The sequence below is a fragment of the Neobacillus niacini genome, from assembly GCF_046591715.1.
Lineage (GTDB): Bacteria > Bacillota > Bacilli > Bacillales > Cytobacillaceae > Neobacillus > Neobacillus niacini_L.
On record NZ_JAWVNQ010000002.1, the window covers coordinates 204131 to 226786 of the forward strand.

Genomic DNA, 22656 nt, shown 5'->3' on the forward strand with positions numbered 1-22656 from the left:
AGTAAATAATCAACAGATGTGAATAAGTATGTTTATAATGTGGATAATTATTTGACTTTTGTGGATATTTCAAATACGAACGGTAAAAACACCTCAGTTATTGTGGATAAGTTTCTGAAGAACCTGTGATCTTCAAAAGCTTTGTTGATAACTTATAGCTTTTTAGATTCCCAGCGAAAAAGCATCGGAGTACGAGCCCGATGCTTTTTTCAGTCAGTTTAGTGTGACATGGTTTGGCTCCCATCTTCGAGTCCATCTTTTGTTACCTTTAAGATTCCAACAGCGCCTTTAGTTGCATGGTTAAACTGGTGTGTCACAATGGGATAACTGCCTTCTTTTGTAACAGTGAATTCAACTACAGCCCCGCCGCTTGCCGGCAGCATCACCGTCTGCAGCCCTTTCATGAGGTTAAATGGATTACCATCGATATATACATTGTCAAAAACTGTTCCGACTACATGAAAGCTGCTGACTTCATTTGGCCCCACATTGTTAATGTAAATTCTGACCTTTTCGCCAACCTTCGCGAAGAGCGGAGTATCTACTAGCGCGCCGACTGTTCCGTTAGTATTCAAATCACCTTCTTTAAGGGCTTTAGCGGAGAAGACCACTTGACTCGGAACTCCATTTGTAAAATCATCTAAGTCGTTGTATTTGTACCATTCATTTTGAACGATGACATATTCACGATCCACTTCACTATCTGTCGGGTAGCCGTTTTTATGTTTCACAATAATCGTGCCGTGCATTCCGTTGGCGATATGGGCTAAAACAGGTTTTGTCCCACAGTGATACATGAAAACTCCTGGATTGTTTGCTGGATAGGTAAAGCTACCAGATTCATTTGGCATAATATCAATAAAGTCTTGTGATGGGGAGGCGTGTACGGCGTGAAAGTCCATGCTGTGAGGGATGGCTGGATCCATGTTTTTTAGAGTAAAGTTAATCGTGTCGCCTTCATTGACTACAATGACAGGTCCAGGTGCTTCACCATTAAATGTCCATGCTTTGTACATATTGCCTTTGGTAATTTCGATATCGGTAATTTGTGAGGTCATTTCTACATTGACTTCATGCTCGCTGACACGTTCGATGTTGACTGGAATTGGCTGTTGATTGAGATTTTTATGAGGTTCAATAACTTGTGAGGCAGTATTAGCTTTCGCAACTTTTTTTGACTGTAGATCGTCGGAGAGATTGGCAGAATTACAAGCACTTAAAACCATTACAGAAGTGACAATAACACTTGCAAACTTCAAGAACCTTTTCATTTGATTCTACCCCTTTATATTAAATTGTTTACACTTACATTGTAAATTTTCTGAAAAATCTCCTAGTGATTAGAATCACTAGTTTTTCGGAATTGTTTGAACACTTTGTGAATTGTTGAGCAATTTATAATATTCATAAGGTAATTAAGTAAAATAAGTAATTAATTGAGGTTGAATGGAAAAACTCATTACTATGAAGGAGGAACAAACGATGTTAATTGAATTTATTGCTGTTACTGCAGAGGATGCAAAATTAATTGAAAAATCAGGTGCAGACAGAATTGAACTGGTATCAGGTTTAACTGAGGGAGGTTTAACACCCAGCTATGGACTAATCGAAAAAGTAGTTAATAGTGTTTCCATTCCTGTTAACGTTATGGTTAGACCGCATGGTCAGTCGTTCTGTTATTCCGATGATGACATTGCGATTATGAAAAATGATATACGTGTTATACGAGACTTAGGGGCAAATGGTGTGGTATTAGGAATGCTCGATGGAGAAGGGAATGTAGATTTCAAACAGCTTGAGGAGCTGCTAACCGAAATAGGCAGCATGGAAGTAACATTTCACCGCGCTATTGACAGTTCCAAAACAATAGTACAGAATGCCGAGAAATTAGATCAGTATCAAGAAATTAAAACGATTCTAACCTCTGGTGGTCATGGTGAATGGCAAACACGAATGGAAACCCTAAAGAAGATGAAAGAACTTTGTAAGGATACAGAAATTCTAATTGGCAGCGGGCTGTCAAAAGAAAATATTCGTGAAGTACATACCAAGGTAGGAACCAATTGCTATCACTTCGGTACGGCAGTAAGAATAGATCAGAGCATCCTGAAAAGTGTTTCCCTCGAAAAAGCAACCGAAATCGTTCATACATTGAAATAAATGGGCATATTAAAAAAAACGAAACACCTGGAGGAAACAATGGGAAAAGAAAAAGACCAAACCAGCCAAGGACTCAACCAAATCTTCGAAATCATCAACGCCAAAGGTGACGAAGGAGAACTCAATCAAATAATCCAAAATAATACCGAATCAAATTCCACAGAAAAAAATACACAGGATGCATAAATGGTGCCTGTCACCACCCGTGGACACTGTCCGCCTCAGGCGGACAGATGAACTGAAAGAAGACCTCAAACTATGCCAGGGTTTGAGGTCTTTTTGGGTTTTATTGCTTTTCAAACTGCTGATTAGTGTATGTGTATGTTTCGGATTGCCCTTGGATACCAAGGAGTGCTAGGGTGTTTTCAGCTAATTTTGCATCAGACATGCCGTTTATGGCTAGGTCTCTTCGCAAGCCTGTATTTCCATTTTCGGAAACAAGACTGTACACCCATACAAACGATTCATAGGTTTGACTGAGTGCCATAATCACCACTTCAGGGGTGCCGTTTATATCGAAATCGTGCTCTGCATGATAAAGGGAAAACTCATCTTTTAATAATCCCTTCTCATTGAAAGGGGAAGTCTTTGAATCAATTACCAATTCAAACGGTGTTCCACTATTTTCCCCTCCGGATAATACCAGACTTTTTCCTCCGGTTGGATTTGCCTGCCCAAAGGTTATTGTCTGTTGTTCTCCGTTTACTTGAAAAACATAAGCCATTCCTCTGTCCCAATGTTTGAATTGTTCTAATGAAGGTGCTTCATTAGGGACCTCTACTTGAACTTGACCTTGAACATCATCTACAGGTTTACCAGTTTTAGAATAGGCCGTCTTTTCTTTTTGGTCAAAAAGAAGATCATATCCGAGAAAAAGCCCGCTTCCGCAAGCCCCAACACTAATCAGCACGATGGATACTTGCATACCAAATCTTTTGAAGAATTTAATCATAGGACTAGCTTTGTCCTTCTGAACTTCTTTTACCAATCGAATAAAGTTGGGTGATGCAATCATTTGGAGCTCGTTTCTAGCATCTTTATTCTTCCAAATTGACCTTGGATGTGTTTTTAGATAGGTCTTCAGTGCCCGGTGGTAATGATGATCGAGCTGAAGGGTATTCGCAGTCCATTTAATAAAGGATAACATTTGCTCCTCATTAGCATATTTACTCAAATACCCAAAAAGCTGCGGATAATGATAACCGTTTTCTTCATTAGCAAAAGCAGCTAGTATATGCTGAAAATACCTTTCAGACAAATTGTTCACCAATACATTCTTTAAAACCTCTTGAAGTTCTTCGCGTTCTGCAGAAGATAAATGCTGAAGGACCAATCCAACAGAAACAACAGATGTATTAAACAGTTCATCTAGAACCTTCAAAATCTTGTACTTGCGAATGACCTTTTTATCCTCTCGTTCAATCTGTGTCAGCTTCTCTGTCGCTAGAAGTGCTAAATTATGGATAGCATCGAGAGTTATAGTATGTAATTCAATCTTATCTACTATTGCAATTTCTGTAAAAGTACGCAGCTTTTCTTTTAACTTTGAAAAATCAATCTCAGGGTTTGTTAGATTAAAGGCTTGGATCACACTGGCAGCTTTATAGGGGTCAGGAGAATTAGCAACAGCATTTGCTGTATTGTGAATTGCTAGAATCTGAAAGCTGCGATTTCTCAGTAAAGCGGGTGAAGATTCAAGCAAAGTATTAATCTCAGCTAATATCTCTTCGACAGATTCAAGTTTAAATCTATTCTCAAGAATTAACGTTAACAGATTACTATAATCCTGGTGTTGAGGAATGAACTCCATTACATAATTATAAATACTTTCGTGGTCCTCCACCTTTTTCCAAAATTCATGAAAGACTGATTGATTCTGGTAATACTCGAGAGTGTTAAGAATAAAGGCAAGGCCTTCATCACTTAGATCATTCTCGTTAGATACAAGCACAGCTTTAAAAGTGTCCATTATATATGCCTTATTATTATTCTCATAGAAATCACTCAATCCTCATGTCTCCCTTATCAGTTTCTCTAAAAAAGTTTATCTGCTTATTCACTTGAAACTTGTTCGGATGAAAAATAAAAAGACCTTATGTGGTCTTCTTATTTTTCATTTTTGGAAATAGGAATAAATGAATTGAAGACCCCGATGCAGGTAACCTGACTGAGGCCGATTTCGGAAAAATCGGTTTTGTAGACTGAAAATATGAAGTAATCTTTATCCGTTGTTCCCATATCGAAAACCTCTTCTCCTGCTAGTGAAAGAATCCCTTTTTCAAGGATATTCGAAGATTGATCCATTGCTTCATGGGTAATCCATTCTATGTATTCCGAACGGCCAGGGTTTGTTTCGGATAATACGAATACAATGACTATCAATAGGATAATAGAAATGACCTTTTTCACTTTTCAGCTCCATTCTAATAATTGGTAATATTTACACAAGTTAAGTATAAATCGATAGATTATGATTGTAAATATACATTGGGATATTCTCCAAGTGCCTCATTGCTTTGAATATGATAAATTAGTACTAATTAACATTAAAGGGGATAAGTCCGTGTCAAGGATATGGAAATGGATTGTTGGGTGCTTACTTTTCCTGCTGTTACTAAATGGCATAGGAATTTTGGCCGTAAAGTTATTATAAGCTGGCTGTGTTAAACTAGGCTGTTGATTTCCGCTCCAATCAACAGGTTCTAAAATCAATAGTTTCCTATAACACAGCCTATAGATAATCAAAAACTAGTAATTTCATAGAACAGGGACTGATAATCATGAGTACTAATTTAACCAAGCCTGTTTCGAGAAGGCTTTTGTTTGCACTGCTGACAATCACAATAGGGGTCGAAGTTGTCCTTTATTTAAGCGGTTTCAGTCTCTTGGCTGGTACCATATATGATGCCATTATGGTAGCTTCCTTTTTTATCGGATTAAAGCTGCAGACCAGATTAAGTGATGGAATTCAAAAAACAAAGAATCAGATCTTCCGCCAATTTATTGGAGCATTTTTGCTGTTTGTTCTTGGCAGTACGATGATTAATATTTACTCATCATACGCCTTTGTGGATTTTAGCGAGGATTATGAGCAATATGTGGAAGAGTATACCGAAGTAGTTTCGTACGAAGAGCCAGAACTTGAACCTGCTCAACAGGTCGAGCCTGTTGATCCTATGTGGGATGTGGTCGGCGAGATCGATAGTATTGGTTACGATATTTATACAGACATCCTTGCTGGACTAGAAGAGGTTTGGCGGTTGGCGTATATCATCCTCATTCTTCTTATTTTTAAAAAAATCTTCCCGCAAAGCTGGGAAAACGGCCGGCGAGATATCTTTGTTATGCTTGCGCTTTTTATTACCTCGGTACTATTCGGCATTGATCATACCTTAAACTCGGTTCAATCATGGAAATATGAAGTGGGGGCGATTGTCACCTTCGCGAATATGGGATTATTATTTGGGTTAATTTTATTATGGACAAGAAACCTATGGGTGACCGTTGTGGTGCATAGTGTGTACGATATCCTGGCAACTCTGTCTTGGTATTACTTTGAGTTTATTGTTGAACTAGCGGCATTGATTCTAGTACCTATTTACCTAATTCTAAAGTCAATCGATTTGAATCAAAGTATGAAAAACTCAAAAGAAGTAATAATTACGGATATAGCGAATTAAAAAAAGGAGGTTACCGAAAAATGGTAACCTCCTTTTTGCATCTAGTAAAATTGCAAAAGAAGTTCAATAAGTTTGATAAACAAGCCCTTTTTTGAAAACAATAACCGTGATGGAAACCGTCATTTCATTCAAATGAGCGAGGTAGGAAAATGCCGAAAATTTGGAGAAGAATCTGTGTTATTCTGATTGTTATCATTTCAAATACCCCGTATCAAGCGGGTGCAGCAAATCCTTCTAAATCCCTGCAGGATCAGCTTCTTTTAAACAAAGAATTTAATGTCATAGCGTTTTCTGAGAATCATAAATTAGCCCTTGAAAAGGTTGAAAAAAAGACTATGTATGGTGTAAAGGATGAAAGTTATTTTGTTAGAATTATGAATCATGCACATGAGCAAGCTGGGGCAGCGACAATTACCTTTCGCAAGGTTCCAACTAAGGACGTATTTGTTTTCGTCCATGTTGATTCAGAAGTCGCAAACATTAAACTTACGCTCGAGCAGCGTTTTCCCGGGAATTCGTATAAAAAAAGGGAGCTCAATCAATCCACTGCTGAAGTATATCCTAACAGAAAAGAATATAGTGACCCTACTTCCAACCAGTTTACGTACATAGAATTTAGTGATTCAGATAAGAAGACTGGCAGTGTTTTTATTGGCGGTCAATATTTATTCAAAAAACTAGCACATACCTATCCAGATACGGGGAGAACGAGTACCGTGTATGGGATGCTATCAGAAAACCGAGATTTCAACAATGAAAAGCAAAACCAGCATTATACTTTTTCAATCACCACCTATGCTAACAAAAGTTCAGGAGAATCGTGGTATTTGATGAGCACCCATCCTTTATTTACAAATGAAGCAGAGTTTACCTTAGCACAAAATATCGGTATTGATGAATACAAATGGCTAACACCAACCGATGTGATTGCAAAAGGTGTAGATAGTATTTTCCCTAAACCAGAAAATGGCTTTGTCCGTTCATTGGTCCGGCAAAGTGCAAAAAAATCAATTATTGCTCTTGAAGACACACATAATATATTCTTCGAAGATATTAACTGGAATTCGTTTGTACAGCTTGAGCAAATTAGAAACTCTGATGGGTTATGGTATTCCGACTATACGAGTACATGGTTAGAATCATCCTATGGTATTCGAACACATTATGTAGATTCTAGACATAATGATAATTTATTTCGAGCTCAGGATAGGAGAGCGAAAAACCTTGGAATTACGTATTACAAAGATGTTTATAAAGTATATGCAGATTTCCTCTGTAGAAAAATGGATGAAGGCTTTGTTATAAAAACAAAGAATGGAAAATTTCTTGTCGATTACTATTCAGACGAAGGTCTAACACATGTTTCATTAAATCATGGTTTAAGTTTAATGAATTATTTATACTTTTCCTTCCAAAAATCAGCAGATAAAAAATATCTCATAGCGGCCGATCAAATGTATCAAGCCCTAAAGGATACGGGGGATGCCTGGATTAATCCGGATGGCAATTTATTTTACCAGTTAAACCAGGACGGAACCTATCAATCCAATGATTATAAATTAGTCACTTATTACGACCTTTTATATACAAGGAAGCTGTTACAAGAAATCAAAGGAGAAACCAGTCCAATCGTAGAAAAACTAATAGATAACAAAGTAAAATATCTTAAAAAAACAGGCATCGACACAACCGTTGATATGAGTAAAATTGAAGATTATGTTGGTATCATTGAGTAAGATTTTTGGAGGTCAGACTGGGTCTGACCTATTTGTTTGTGTGGCTGTGCTGCAGCCTTTTTAGTAGACTACTTGTTAAATTTTTGTAATTTTTGTGAATTTCTGAGATTAATAGGAAAATATATATTAAAATGGAATTGTATGTCGTAAAAAGTTCATAGGAGGGATTGTATAGGTTTTTTTCATAGTGGTATAAACACCCAAAAACAATTTTAGGAGGTAGGAAAATTGCGATTTGCAAAGAAACAGTGGTTACTTTTAACTACCATTTTTACATTGCTGCTCAGCTTGGTACTGCCGGGCTTCAGTAGTGGTGTAGCAGCTGCACCTTACATAACAGTAGCGGAAGCGATTGCGAATAATTCAGGCACAGCAACAGTGAAGGGTTATATCGTAGGCTACGCAAAATCAGGATCAAGTTATGAAACAGTTGCACCATTTAAGGACGATACAAACTTTGGTATTGCCGACAGCGCAACTGAAACCGATTCAACAAAGATCCTTCCAGTTCAGATTACATCAGGATACCGAGCTGAATTCGGCTTAAAGAGTAATCCAGGCAATTTAGGAAAAGAAGTATTTGTTACAGGATCACTAGAAAAATATTTTGGTGTACCTGGTTTAAAATCCCCATCACTAATGAGCTTTGACGGTGAGGCTGGACCAGTCGATCCTCCTGTAGACCCTCCGGGTGAAAGTGTAAGAATCAGTAGTATTCAAGGCGAAACGCACACTTCACCATTCAAGGATAAAAATGTTAAAGATGTAGAAGGTGTTGTAACACAAGTCATGGATAGTGCGAACTTCTATATGCAAGATCCTAATCCGGATAACAACCCTAAAACATCTGAAGGAATTCTAGTATATAAACCTAGTCATGGGCTAGTTCCAGGGGATTTGGTATCTGTAAATGGTCTCGTTAAGGAATGGGTCATTGCTGGTTATAACGACAAACTTGAAACAGACCTTCCTTCAACAGAAATTAATGCACAAAATGGAACGATTACAAAGAAAGCAAGCGGACATGCCTTACCTCCTGCCCTTGTAATTGGGAAAGATATCAACCCTCCGACTCAAATCGTTGATAATGACAAGTTTGAGGTATTCGATCCCAATGAGGATGCAATTGATTTTTATGAGAGTATCGAGGGAATGCGTGTTGCCGTAGAAAACCCAACAGCTGTCGCTCCGCAAAAATATGGAGAAGTTCCAGTAATTGCTGGGAAAATAGCTGGGAAGACGTACACCACTCCAGGAGGTGTGCCGATATCAGAGAATAATATGAATCCAGAAAGACTTCATCTATTATTTGATGATGAAACCTTTGTTTCTAAAACAGGGGATACATTCAATGGAACGGTAACAGGTGTCATTACTTACACGTTCCAAAATTACAAAATCCTTACTGACACTTCTGCTTTACCGCCTCTTGTTGAAAGCGACTATGCACAGGAAGTTACCGATATCGTGAAAGACGATGAAAAGCTTACAGTTGCCACATACAATATGGAAAATTACACCTCAGCCAACGCAGCTAAAACAAATAAAATAGCTGAATCTATCGTAGAAAACCTGAATATACCTGATATTGTCGGCTTAGTTGAAGTCCAGGACAATAATGGTGAATCTGCAGGTGGAACTGCCGCAGACCAAAACTATCAAGCGCTAATTGATGCTATTAAAGCACATGGAGGACCAACGTATAAATGGACTGACATCGAGCCGGCAAACAATCAGGATGGCGGTGCTCCAAATGGGAACATTCGCGTTGGGTATATCTATAATCCTGAACGTGTCACTTTAAAAGCGGGGACAAAAGGAACTGCTGAGCAGGCTGTAGGATATGAAGACGGTGCATTAACATTGAATCCAGGCAGAATTGACCCGGCTAACGATGCATTTGCACAGAGCCGTAAGCCTTTAGCAGCACAATTTACCTTTAATGGTGAAGATGTAATCGTCATTAACAACCATTTTAACTCTAAAGGCGGAGACCAGCCTATATTTGGGAAAAATCAGCCTCCTGTCCTTGGCAGTGAAGCTCAACGAATGGCCATTGCCGGAGTGGTTAATGAGTTTGTTGATGATGTAAAGAGTAAAAACCCTGATGCAAATATTGTCGTTATGGGTGACTTAAACGATTTTGAATTCTCTAATCCATTGCAGGCATTAAAGGGCGACGTGTTAACAAATTTAATTGAAAAAGTCCCGGCTGCAGAAAGATTCACTTACAATTATCAAGGTAACTCTCAAGTTCTAGATCATCTATTGGTTTCGAACAACCTTGCCAATGGCGCTGAAATTGATATTGTGCATATAAACTCTCCTTTTATGGAATCGCATGGACGAGTGAGTGACCATGACCCAATTTTGGCACAGCTTGATCTTGGCGGCGAAAAACCAACTGATGAATTCAACCTTTCAATCTTGCATGTGAATGATACTCATGCAAATGTACAACAGTATCCAAAATTAACATCTGTGGTAAAGGAAGTAAGAGGAGAAAAGGCAAACTCCTTATTAGTGGATGCGGGTGACGTTTTCTCAGGAACGCTTTACTTTAACCAATACCAAGGGAAAGCAGATTTATGGTTTATGAACAACCTTGGCTATGATGCGATGACATTCGGAAATCATGAGTTTGATAAGGATTCCAATGTGCTGGCAAGTTTTATAAAAGAAGCACAGTTCCCATTTGTTAGCGCAAACGTGAATGTTTCAAAAGATCCAGTATTAGGAGCTCTATTCAGCGACGAACTAAATACCGCTTCAGAGGGTGGAAAAATCTATCCTGCGATTATTAAAGAAGTTGACGGCGAGAAGGTAGGAATCTTTGGCTTAACAACAGAAGATACAACATTCCTTGCCAGCCCTTCTGATGATATTGTTTTTGAAAATGCTATTGAAAAAGCAGAACAAACTGTTGCTGCATTAGAAGAGCAAGGCATCAACAAAATAGTTGTACTTTCCCACTTAGGCTACGGCCAAGATCAAGAATTAGCTGAAGCTGTCGATGGAGTTGACGTTATTGTCGGCGGCCACACTCATACAAAGCTCGACCAGCCGGTTGTAGTTGAAAAAGACGAACCAACGGTCATTGTTCAAGCAAATGAATACCTTAAATTCTTAGGTGTTCTAGATGTAACATTTGATAATAATGGTGTTGTAATTGCCCATGAGGGTGAGCTTCTTGATGTGAATAGCTTTACGGAAGATGAAGAAGCAGCTGCGAAAGTTGCGGAATTTACAGGACCATTAGAAGAATTGAAAAAGACTGTCGTAGGTTCAACTAGTGTTGTCCTTGATGGTGAACGTGCAAATGTTCGTTCAAAGGAAACAAATCTTGGTAACTTGATCACGGACGCAATGGTGGAAAAGGCAAATTCAATGGTGCCAGGCACGTTCATTGGTATGCAAAATGGCGGAGGAATCCGTGCATCGATTGATGAAGGCGATGTGACTCTTGGAGAAATTCATACAGTCATGCCATTTGCGAACCTGCTGGTTACCCTCGATCTGACAGGTGCAGAAATTCTAGCGGCACTCGAACATAGTGTCAGCAAGGTTGAAAGCGGCGCAGGCCAGTTTATGCAAGTATCCGGAATTCAATTTAAATACGACACAGCAAAGCCAGCTGGCGAACGCGTTTGGGAAGTAAAGGTATTAACAGCGGAAGGCTATGCCGAGCTTGATTTAACCAAAACTTACTCTGTCGCAACCAATGCTTTCGTGGCTGATGGCGGTGATGGGTATACCATGTTTAAACAAGCGAAGGATGAAGGCCGTATTCATGAATTGTTGATTGTGGATTATGAAATTCTGACAGGATATTTCGAAAAGAACAGCCCTGTTTTCCCTAAAGTGGAAGGAAGAATTGTTGCGGGCGAAGAGCCTTTCAACTTGTCTATCATGCATGTGAACGATTCCCATGCAAATGTTGAACAGTATCCGAAGCTGACGTCTGCGGTTAAGGAAGTAAGAGGCGAAAAGCCAAACTCCTTATTAGTAGATGCGGGTGACGTTTTCTCAGGAACGCTGTACTTTAACCAATACCAAGGGAAAGCAGATTTATGGTTTATGAACAACCTTGGCTATGATGCGATGACATTCGGAAATCATGAGTTTGATAAGGATTCCAATGTGCTGGCAAGTTTTATAAAAGAAGCACAGTTCCCATTTGTTAGCGCAAACGTGAATGTTTCAAAAGATCCAGTATTAGGAGCTCTATTCAGCGACGAACTAAATACCGCTTCAGAGGGTGGAAAAATCTATCCTGCGATTATTAAAGAAGTTGACGGCGAGAAGGTAGGAATCTTTGGCTTAACAACAGAAGATACAACATTCCTTGCCAGCCCTTCTGATGATATTGTTTTTGAAAATGCTATTGAAAAAGCAGAACAAACTGTTGCTGCATTAGAAGAGCAAGGCATCAACAAAATAGTTGTACTTTCCCACTTAGGCTACGGCCAAGATCAAGAATTAGCTGAAGCTGTCGATGGAGTTGACGTTATTGTCGGCGGCCACACTCATACAAAGCTCGACCAGCCGGTTGTAGTTGAAAAAGACGAACCAACGGTCATTGTTCAAGCAAATGAATACCTTAAATTCTTAGGTGTTCTAGATGTAACATTTGATAATAATGGTGTTGTAATTGCCCATGAGGGTGAGCTTCTTGATGTGAATAGCTTTACGGAAGATGAAGAAGCAGCTGCGAAAGTTGCGGAATTTACAGGACCATTAGAAGAATTGAAAAAGACTGTCGTAGGTTCAACTAGTGTTGTCCTTGATGGTGAACGTGCAAATGTTCGTTCAAAGGAAACAAATCTTGGTAACTTGATCACGGACGCAATGGTGGAAAAGGCAAATTCAATGGTGCCAGGCACGTTCATTGGTATGCAAAATGGCGGAGGAATCCGTGCATCGATTGATGAAGGCGATGTGACTCTTGGAGAAATTCATACAGTCATGCCATTTGCGAACCTGCTGGTTACCCTCGATTTGACAGGTGCTGAAATATTAGCTGCACTCGAACATAGTGTCAGCAAGGTTGAAAGCGGCGCAGGCCAGTTTATGCAAGTATCAGGGATTCAATTTAAATACGACCCGGCGAAGCCAGCTGGCGAACGCGTTTGGGATGTAAAGGTATTAACAGCGGAAGGCTATGCCGAGCTTGATTTAACCAAAACTTACTCTGTCGCAACCAATGCTTTCGTGGCTGATGGCGGTGATGGGTATACCATGTTTAAACAAGCGAAGGATGAAGGCCGCATTCATGAACTTATGATCGTTGACTATGAAATCCTCGTTGAGTACTTTGGAAAACATAGTCCGGTTGCTCCTGGTGTTGAAGGCAGGATTGTTGCCGATGTGGAACCAGTTGATAACGGAGGTCCTGGAGACAATGATGGACCTGGGGATACAGATGGACCTGGAGATGGAGGCACTATTGTGAATCCTCCATCCAAAGGTGGAAAAACTACTACACCATCCAACCCGCTTCCAAACACAGCAACGAACAGCTATAACATCATGCTGTTAGGATTCCTAATAGCTGCCTTTGGAGTAACCTGGTATATAAGAAAACGTAGAATAAATGCTTAATATGTTTGACAACCCTGCTATTTTGCAGGGTTGTTTTTCTGCGGTTAAAGTCCTGAGATTACTAATCAATGTGAGTTGAATAGAAATGAAAGTAACCATCTAGGCAAAAAAATTGGTCGAACGGTAACATAGACGGGTTGTATGTGTCTGTAATAGCAAAGAAAACGATAGAACGGTAACATAGGAGGGTCCAATGTGCCTGATAAGGCAAAGTAAACGATAGAACGGTAACATAGGGGAGTCCAATGTGCCTGCTAAGGCAAAATAAACGATAGAACAGTAACATAGGCGTCACATTTTACTGACATTGGATAAGAGTGAGTCCGCATTAAATTATTCATAATAGGTATGTCTGTACTTTCCCATTTCCTTATAGTTCTGTTTTAAAATCCGTCTTATTGTTTTAGGGGATTCCACCGCCTTACACCACTCAAATACAATTGATGTAGTTATAGGTTTATCTGGAAAAAGTAACTTTAATTCCTCCACGCTTCGTATCACAGCTGAATCCATTTCTTCAATCACCCCACATGTGCCGCATACAAATTTCCTTTCGACCACATTATTCAAAAAGGAATGGCATCTCCCACAGGTTACCCCTTTTTTTATCTGCTCAAAGCTATACGGCGGTAATCGCGTATAGGGGGATTCTGTCATATGAAGAGAAACTAACAGGTCACAAAGTTTCCTATGTTCCCCATTTAGGTTTCCAGATAGGCCATTAAGTTTTTTCATAAAACGATTAAGCTGCGTTGGAAAAATAATAGAATCGTTTAAGGGAGCGTTATATAAGGTGAATTCAGGGTTAACATAAATTAGATAGGGATCAATGGGGAATGAAAATCCATATTTCTGGAATAAAATTCTAAGCAATGTTAGACTTCGTTCCACTTGTTGTAAGGGGTCTTTCACTTCGGGGCCATTTTTTATATAGAGTCGGTCAGTGTGATAATTATAATCTCCTTCGAAATTTTTAATTTCACATGGGTAAACACTATTTGGGGAAAGAAGTACGGAATCAAGCTGGAATTTAGAACCGTTAACCTCAAGAAACAGGTCGTTTAGGATGATAAGTGGACTTTGAAGTTTTTCTGTTAATGCATCAAACTGTATCTCCCCTTCAAATCCTTTTAAAAGGTGCTCAAAATTCTTTCTGTCAGGGTAGGGCAATTTCATTCGGGTGTTTACACTTCTTAACAACTTCAATTCATCTGACATAACTCGGTCCTTAAATGCCATAATCCACATCCTTTTCCATATTGAACACTAACCTAATAGTAACGAATCCTGGTAAATAATTGTCGTGAAGTTTTTGTGTATTTAAAAAAAATAGAAATTTTTGTTAGTAGAATATTTTATTTTCTAACAAGAAAACCCCAAATGCCTAGTAGAATAGTACTCTCTTAATTACGTAATAATTCAGAATAAACAATTTACAAATATACCACAAATTTTACAATAAAAAGTATATTCTATTTCGACAATTGCAGTTATAATGAATTTTGTAATAATACTTTTTTGTCGAAAGGTGGAAAAACCTAGTGAAAAAAGGCCTACAAAAAAAGTTTAAAGGACTTGCGGTTTCTACATTGGCTTTGGGACTTCTGGCTACTCCGTATGGGGGCGTATTAGCAGAAGGAAATCAACCAACGAATGTATTGTCCAATGAAGCGTATGTGAAACTAAAGCTCATGGAGACAACCGATGTACACGGAAGTTTAATGGACCATGATTACTATTCAGACGTTCCAGGAAAAACTGGATTAGTAAGGGTAGCAACAGCAGTTAGTGAAGAACGTGCTGAAAATCCTAATAATCTATTATTTGATAACGGTGACATTCTTCAAGGAAATCCTTTTACAGATTATCTTGCAAAAGTAGACCGTCCTACGTTTGTTAATCGTTTAGCTGGTCTTGACCGATATGAAACAGCGGTTCAAGTATCAAAACAAGGCTGGGATAAGGCAGAAACAGTAATCATCGTAAGAGGTGATGACTTCAGTGATGCGCTAGCAGCAGCACCTTTAGCCTATAAATATGATGCTCCAATTCTATTAACACAAACAGATGAATTAAATAAAGATACGAAAAAAGAAATTAAACGACTCGGTGCTACAAAAGCAATTGTGGTTGGGGGCAAGACTGTCGTCTCTAATCGTGTAACCAATCAATTATCTTCTAATTTAAATCTTTGGGTAAAGAGAATTTCTGGTGAAGACCGCTTTGAAACAGCTGCAGCCATTGCTAAAGAATTAGGCAGTGCTGAAAAGGCAGTTCTAGTGAATGGTTTTAACTATCCAGATGCGATTTCTGCAGCTTCTTATGCGGCGCAAAATGGATACCCTATCTTATTAACAAGAACCGACGCAGTCCCTAATGTGACAGTGGAAGCGCTTAAAAATGTAGCGGGTACTATTTTAGTAGGCGGCACTAGCGTTATTAGTGAAAAAGTAGAAACAGCTGTTACCAATGCAGAGCGTATTGCTGGAGAAACTCGTTTTGAAACCTCATTAAAAGTGGCAACTGAACTTGGCAGTGTGAAAGAAAAAGTATTCCTAGCAACAGGTTGGGGCTTTGCTGATGCTCTTACTGGTTCTGTGCTTGCAGCTAAAGAAGGAGCTCCTGTTATTCTAGTAAATAAGGATAAGCTTCCTACAGCTGTTGAGGAATTAACAGATAGCAAATATGTAACGATTCTTGGCGGTGAAACGGTAGTAGCTGAAGGCGTAGTAAAAGCTGAAACAAACCCAATCTACGATACCATGAATCTATTAGACTATGATGCAGCAACATTCGGAAACCATGAATTTAACTATGGTCTTGATTTCTTAATGAGCAGCATTAAAGGCGCAGAATTCCCATTTGTTTCTGCTAACGTTTATAAAGATGATCATGATAACGATCCTGCAAATAATAAAAACCTAGTAAAACCTTATAAGATTATTAAAAAGACTGTAGTCGATGAGGCAGGCAAGGAACAAACCTTAAATGTTGGGGTTATTGGTTTCGTACCGCCGCAAATCATGCAGTGGGACAAAGCAAATCTTGAAGGCAAGGTTGTAACCGAGGATATCGTAGCTTCTGCTAAAAAGTGGATTCCTGAAATGGAAGCAGATGGAGCAGATATTATCGTAACACTAGCTCATACAGGTTTTGTTAACAATCCTGAAGACTCTGAGAACGCTGTTCTTGGATTAAGTAAAGTTCCAGGTGTTGACGCAATCCTTTATGGACATTCACACTTAGCGTTCCCAACTGGTAATGCTGCTGATAATATTGCAGGAGTTACTGACAGTGTGAAAGGTACAATTAATGGTGTTGCTGCTGTTCAGGCAAAGGTTGACGGAAGCCACCTAGGTATTATTGACCTTACATTAGCTAAAGACAAAGATGGAAATTGGGTTGTAAAAGAGTCTCAATCAGAAGTTCGTTCCGTTGCTGATGTAAAGCCTAATGAAGAACTAGTTAAGTCATTGGCTGGTGTTCATGGCAAAACAGTTGAATATATTAATAGTCCAGTAGGGGAAACCACTGCACCAATTAATAGTTATTTCTCACGTGTACAAGATGATCCATCTGTACAAATCGTTAACAATGCACAAAAGGATTATGTTGAAAAAGCATTAGCAGGTTCAGAATATGCGAATCTGCCAGTTATTTCTGCAGCGGCACCATTTAAAGCAGGCAGAAATGGCGCAGGTGAATATACAAATATTCCAACAGGTACTCTAACAATTAAAAACGTAGCAGACCTTTATAAGTATGCTAATACAGTTCAAGCGGTTCTTTTGAACGGTGCAGAATTGAAGAATTACTTAGAATGGACTACTACAAACTTTAATCAGATTGACCCAGCTAAAGCAGAAGAACAAGTGTTACTAAATAAAGATTTCCCTGTTTACAACTTTGATATTATCGATGGCGTAACATATGAAGTTGATGTTACAAAGCCAGCAAGATTTGATTCAAAGGGTGCAGAGGTTGTGAATCCAGAAGCCAGCCGTATTGTTAACCTTGCGTACAACGGTCAGCCTATCACAGACGATATGCAATTTGTTCTTGCTACAAACAACTATCGTGCAGCAATGGGTATTGTTGGCGGCGGTAAGAAAATCATCTACGCTTCTCCAGATGAAAACCGTCAGGTAGTAATGAACTATATTCGTGATAACAAAGTGATCAATCCATCTGCTGATAACAACTGGAATATTGCACCAATCAGCGGCGATGTAAATATTACATTCCAATCTAGCCCGAATGCAGAAGCATTTGCAAAAGAAACATCAAATATTAAATATTTAAGTAAAGATGAAGCAACTGGCTTTGCTAACTATTCATTAAACTTAAACACAGTAAAAGTTCAGCTTCTAGGCTTAAATGATTTACACGGTCAGCTTGATACTGATACAAAGCTTACACGTGATGGTCAAAGTGTTTTAGCAGGAAGCATGGAGTACACTGCTGCTGCAATCAGACAGCGTGAAGCTGCAAACGAAAACACGCTTCTCGTTAATGCTGGCGACATGATCGGCGGAAGCCCGCTAATCTCTGCTCTATTCCAAGATGAACCAACTGTTGAAGTAATGGAATCATTAGGAATGGATGTTGGTACCCTAGGTAACCATGAATTTGATGAAGGTATTGTAGAATTGCAGCGGATGATCGGCGGCGGTGAGCATCCACAAGGTAAAGGTACAAAAGGCTATGACGGTATGAATTTCCCTGTTATTGCAGCAAATGCCTATGATAAGTCAACAGGCAAGTTAGTTACAGGCGTACCTTATGCAGTTAAAGAGGTTGGCGGTCAGAAGATTGGTTTTATCGGAGTTGTTACTCAAGAAACTCCTGATATGATTGTAACCAAAGGAAACGAAAACCTTCAAATTACCGATGAAGTAGAAGCAATTGACAAATATACTGCAGAGTTAAAGGCTCAAGGTATTGAAGCGATTGTTGTTCTAGCACATAACCCGACTAACCAAAACGGTTACGCAGATCTTTATGATGCTACAAAAATAGCAGAAACTGTAAATGACGAAGTTGATGTTATTTTTGCAGCCCATAACCATGCTTTTAATGATAAAGAAGTAGATAATAAGTTAATTGTACAAGCTTATTCATACGGTTCTGCATTCTCTGATGTTGATCTTGAGCTTCACCCTGTAACAGGTGAAATCATCAAGAAAGAAGCAGAAGTTGTAACAGTTTACCAAGATGAGTACACTCCAGATCCTGCAGTATCAGCAATTATGAAGAAGTATGAAGATGAAATTGCACCAATGAAAGCGGAAGTTGTAGGTAACTCTTTAACTACATTAGCAAAAGGATACCCGTCTGTTACAACTGAATTTGGTGACAATGGTCTAGGTAACTTATTAGCTGATGGTATGAAGGCAGCAATGAATTCTGACTTTGCATTAATGAATGGCGGCGGTGTTCGTGCTCAGCTTGATGCTGGTGAAGTAACATTCGGTGATTTATTCTCTATTCAGCCGTTTGGTAATGTGTTAAATAAAACAAACTTAAGCGGTGCAGATTTAAAAGAAGTATTAAACAAGCAGATTACAGCAAAAGGTCTTGATTTCCATATTGCTGGATTCAAGTACACATATACTTGGGACAGCACAAACCTAAAAGGTGAAGTGGTTGATCTTTTCTTACCAAATGGTGAGAAGGTTGATCCAGCAAAAGAATATTCTGTTGTTGTAAACAACTATATGTATGGTAATGCCAGCTATGGAATTCTTCCGCTTGCATCTGGTTTAGAAGTGGGTCCTGAAGATCTAGAAGCAACAGTAGCATTTGTAAAATCATTGAAATCTCCATTTGAATACAAGCAAGAAGGCCGTATTCAACAGGTAACGAAGTAATTTTAGAAAGGCAGACTCATGAAACATGAGTCTGCTTTTTTTATGAGTCAGCTCCAGCGCCCAAGGTGCTTTTCTTTTTGTATTTTGGTATTATTTAAAGGGTTGGAGCATATCGAAGTTAACTCGGTGTAATGATTATCCATTTGGAGGTTTATATGAAGAACCAGATAAAGGTAATGACAGTTTTTGGAACACGACCTGAAGCGATTAAGATGGCGCCGCTAGTAAAAGAATTAGCAAAAAATGATGATAAAATAGAATCGATTGTGACCGTTACCGCTCAGCATAGAGAAATGCTTGATCAGGTATTGAAAATATTTGAAATCCAGCCTGATTATGATTTAAATATCATGAAAGACCGCCAATCTCTGATTGATGTAACGACTCGAAGCTTGGAAGGTTTAAATAAAGTATTTCAAGAGGTAAAACCTGATATTGTTTTAGTCCATGGTGATACCACCACTACGTTTGTAGCAAGCTTGGCTGCTTTTTATAATTCGATTCCGATAGGACATGTGGAAGCTGGGCTCAGAACCTGGAATAAATATTCGCCATATCCGGAAGAGATGAACAGGCAGCTGACAGGTGTATTGGCAGACTTGCACTTTTCCCCAACTAGTCAATCTAAGGAAAATCTTCTGACAGAGAATAAGCCGGAAGAATCCATTTTTGTTACCGGAAACACAGCGATTGATGCTTTAAAAACTACAGTAAAGAACAATTATTCTCACCCGGTTTTGGATAAGCTTGGTGATGACCGATTAGTTTTAATGACAGCACACCGTCGTGAAAACACAGGAAAGCCAATGGAGAATATGTTCCGTGCAATTAGCCGATTAGTGGAACAGCACGACGACATACAGGTGGTGTATCCTGTACATATGAACCCCGTTGTCCGTGAAATTGCGAATAGAATATTAGGAGAAAATAATCGTATTCATCTTATCGAACCGTTAGATGTCATAGATTTTCATAATTTCGCCTCTAGAGCGTATATCATCCTTACCGATTCCGGCGGCGTTCAAGAAGAAGCACCGTCCCTTGGGGTTCCGGTCCTAGTGCTTAGAGATACAACCGAGCGTCCTGAAGGGGTAAAAGCCGGTACATTAAAGCTTGCTGGTACAGAAGAGGAAACGATCTTCCAGCTTGCAAATGAATTATTATCAGATAAAGAGGCTCATGATTCAATGGCAAAGGCTTCAAATCCATATGGAGATGGTCTGGCTTCGAAAAGAATTGTGGATGCGATACTGTATCACTTTAAACATACCGATGAAAAGCCAAAGACTTTTGGAGAGTTTTAAAAAGCGTAATAATGAAAGTTAACTCTATGAAATACAGGGTTAGCTTTCTTTGCGTTTTTTCCATACAGAAGGGTATACTTTAAAGAAAATCTAATAGAAGGGATTGTCCTAATAATGAAGGATATCAAACATCTGGTTACGAACTTAAAACCTTCTAAAAGTGGATTGCTATTAGCTTTAACTGTCAGTCTGTTTTCGTTATTTACACTCATGATCATAGAGGTAATACATAGAGGTTCGATTGCTGCTTTCATAAACTGGGCAGATGAAAGTACCGTATCCTTTGTGATGACATTCTTGTTCCTCTTCTTCTTAGTGGGAGCGCTGCTTTTTCTACCCACCATTATTTTTATTTCCCTTATAGCAATAGAAGTTATTTTTTGGTTTGTTTTATCCCTTGGAAGCTATATTAAGTACAAATTAAGGGGAGAGTTTTTTACACCAGCAGATTTATATGCCCTAAATGAAGGGGCAGATATTTCTACTTTAATGAATGATTTAATTGGCTGGAAGGAAATTGTTGGTTTTGTGGTCACATTAATCCTTCTTGTTGCTTTCTGCATTTTCTTTATTCGTTACAAAAAGAGGGTAGCTTTTCGTAAGCGTTTCATACTTTCTGTTATTTCAATTATAGGGTTAGCCATTATTAGTACACAGCCGTCATTATTTACGTTTAGAAGCTTTTCAAAAAATGTGCCCACAGTTGAAAGCTATGATAAATTTGGCTTTATCGGAGCTTATTTAACATTAGTGGAGAAAACAAATATTGCTGTCCCGGATGATTATGATAAAGAGGAAATAAATAAAATTGTTAAAAGAGTGAATGGGACAGCAGGAGAAGATGAAGTAGACCCAAATTTTCAACCTAATATTATTGTGGTCCTCGCAGAAGCCATGTGGGATCCATTATTGTTGAAGAATGCGAACTTTAAAGAAGATCCGCTGCCATACTTCCGGTCATTAATGGAGAATTACACTTCTGGGAATATGCTTACCCATGTCTATGGCGGGGGCACGTTTAATACAGAACTGGAGGTTTTATCAGGGCTGTCGACGCGTTTTTCACCTGAAGAGGTTTACTATAATCAAGTAAATCGTCCGATTGATTCTTTGGCGTATGTACTAAGAAAGCAAGGCTATCATGCAACCGCGATCCATAACTTTAAAAACTGGTATTATACCCGTAAAGACATTTATGAGGAGATTGGTTTTGAGAGATTTTTCAGCATGGAGTTTTTCAATAATCCAAGCTATATTGGTCCCTATATCGATGATAGGATCTTGATGAAAAAGGCACTCGAAGAGCTGCAAAAAACTAAGGGTCCGGACTTCCTAAATGTGGTTACGGTAGCAAGCCATGGACCATATAATGATATTCGTTATGATGATCTGCCAATCTTAGCAACCAGCGATAAGAAGATGACAGAGTTATCTAAGTATATCATTAACCTATATACCAATTTACTTAAGGATGTAGATGACTCGATTCGCCTATTAATTGAAGGAGTTAAGGAAATTGATGAACCTACTATGGTTGTGATCTATGGAGATCATTTGCCGTTTTTAGGAGAAGAATATGCGGTGTATCGTGAACTAGATTACTTCCAAGGTGATTTGAACAATTACGAAGAATACAAAAAGATGTATCAAACACCACTAGTGGTCTGGGATAATTTTGGAGGAGAAACGAAAAAAGAAGATTTAAGGATGACTCCTAACTTTTTAGGATCCTATATATTGGCCCATGCCAAAAAGGAAATGTCACCAATTTTCAAGATAAGCCGTGATCTTTATAAACAAGGACAGACCGTTATTCCGAAACAGACCTTTTATAAGCAAGAGGGAGTAAAAGAAGCAGAGTTAAGTGATTATCAGCTCCTTCATTATGATGTCTTAAGGGGCAGACAGTATAGCTATGCTAACAGAAAGCTTACACCATTTGAGGGTTATGTATTAGGAAATGGGAAAATAAAAATCGATTCTGTTCAGGTTGAAAAAAGCAATGGAACATATAACCTGGAAATCCACGGTGAGAATTTTGTTTCTGGCTCAACTATCTTTATTGACGGGGAAAAGAAAAAAATCAAATTTATAAATGAGAACGTAATCTCGACAACAATAAAAGCAGATTCCGTCAGTGATGATTCATCCCATGAAGTCACTGTTGCCGTTCTTGACGATGACGGAAAAACGGTCATAGAAGAATCCAATACAAAAAAAGTAACCTTTAAATGAAGTAACATCATCTAAGTAAATTCTTGAATAATTATTTTACTATGTAATAATTATGTTGAGCTTTAACATT

General features: G+C 38.7%; 12 protein-coding genes. 8 read left to right on the top strand and 4 right to left on the bottom strand.

Features of this window, described 5'->3' with window-relative positions:
* Window positions 1-218 precede the first annotated feature (218 nt).
* Entirely contained in the window at window positions 219-1226 is a 1008-nt protein-coding gene (locus tag SFC47_RS08340) for a multicopper oxidase domain-containing protein (RefSeq protein ID WP_411254092.1), read from the bottom strand.
* Between the two features lie 256 nt (window positions 1227-1482).
* Between SFC47_RS08340 and SFC47_RS08345 the strand changes: the two genes are divergently transcribed.
* Window positions 1483-2160 (top strand): copper homeostasis protein CutC, encoded by a 678-nt coding sequence (locus tag SFC47_RS08345; RefSeq protein ID WP_411253819.1) that lies wholly within the window; start codon window positions 1483-1485, stop codon window positions 2158-2160.
* A gap of 39 nt (window positions 2161-2199) precedes the next feature.
* Window positions 2200-2346: a hypothetical protein gene (locus SFC47_RS08350; protein WP_411253820.1), complete on the top strand. Its 147-nt coding sequence runs from the start codon at window positions 2200-2202 to the stop codon at window positions 2344-2346.
* A gap of 100 nt (window positions 2347-2446) precedes the next feature.
* Here SFC47_RS08350 and SFC47_RS08355 read toward each other — a convergent pair whose 3' ends face one another.
* Window positions 2447-4129 (bottom strand): hypothetical protein, encoded by a 1683-nt coding sequence (locus SFC47_RS08355; protein ID WP_411253821.1) that lies wholly within the window; start codon window positions 4127-4129, stop codon window positions 2447-2449.
* A gap of 137 nt (window positions 4130-4266) precedes the next feature.
* Window positions 4267-4569 (bottom strand): DUF4359 domain-containing protein, encoded by a 303-nt coding sequence (locus tag SFC47_RS08360; protein WP_411253822.1) that lies wholly within the window; start codon window positions 4567-4569, stop codon window positions 4267-4269.
* A gap of 371 nt (window positions 4570-4940) precedes the next feature.
* On the opposite strand from SFC47_RS08360, the gene SFC47_RS08365 reads away from it, so the two are divergent.
* The 3 genes from SFC47_RS08365 (at window position 4941) to SFC47_RS08375 (ending at window position 13177) form a co-directional block, all read left to right on the top strand.
* Window positions 4941-5840 carry a CPBP family intramembrane glutamic endopeptidase gene (locus tag SFC47_RS08365; protein ID WP_411253823.1) on the top strand — a complete coding sequence of 300 codons (900 nt, stop codon included), beginning with the start codon at window positions 4941-4943 and terminating at the stop codon, window positions 5838-5840.
* A 149-nt stretch (window positions 5841-5989) separates the two neighbouring features.
* Window positions 5990-7576, top strand: a complete 1587-nt coding sequence (locus SFC47_RS08370) for a hypothetical protein (protein ID WP_411253824.1) — start codon at window positions 5990-5992, stop codon at window positions 7574-7576.
* A gap of 228 nt (window positions 7577-7804) precedes the next feature.
* Window positions 7805-13177, top strand: coding sequence for a 5'-nucleotidase C-terminal domain-containing protein (locus tag SFC47_RS08375; protein WP_411253825.1), 5373 nt, complete (start codon window positions 7805-7807; stop codon window positions 13175-13177).
* Window positions 13178-13510: 333 nt separating this feature from the next.
* On the opposite strand, the gene SFC47_RS08380 is transcribed toward SFC47_RS08375, so the two are convergent.
* Window positions 13511-14416: a nuclease-related domain-containing protein gene (locus SFC47_RS08380; RefSeq protein WP_411253826.1), complete on the bottom strand. Its 906-nt coding sequence runs from the start codon at window positions 14414-14416 to the stop codon at window positions 13511-13513.
* A 302-nt stretch (window positions 14417-14718) separates the two neighbouring features.
* On the opposite strand from SFC47_RS08380, the gene SFC47_RS08385 reads away from it, so the two are divergent.
* The 3 genes from SFC47_RS08385 to SFC47_RS08395 all read left to right on the top strand — a co-directional run bounded on the left by SFC47_RS08385 (window position 14719) and on the right by SFC47_RS08395 (window position 22586).
* Window positions 14719-19047, top strand: a complete 4329-nt coding sequence (locus tag SFC47_RS08385) for a bifunctional 2',3'-cyclic-nucleotide 2'-phosphodiesterase/3'-nucleotidase (protein ID WP_411253827.1) — start codon at window positions 14719-14721, stop codon at window positions 19045-19047.
* 155 nt (window positions 19048-19202) lie between these two features.
* A complete protein-coding gene (gene wecB, locus SFC47_RS08390; RefSeq protein ID WP_411253828.1) occupies window positions 19203-20351 on the top strand; it encodes a non-hydrolyzing UDP-N-acetylglucosamine 2-epimerase in 1149 nt (382 codons plus the stop codon).
* Between the two features lie 114 nt (window positions 20352-20465).
* A complete protein-coding gene (locus SFC47_RS08395) occupies window positions 20466-22586 on the top strand; it encodes an LTA synthase family protein (protein ID WP_411253829.1) in 2121 nt (706 codons plus the stop codon).
* The last annotated feature ends 70 nt before the right edge of the window (window positions 22587-22656 follow it).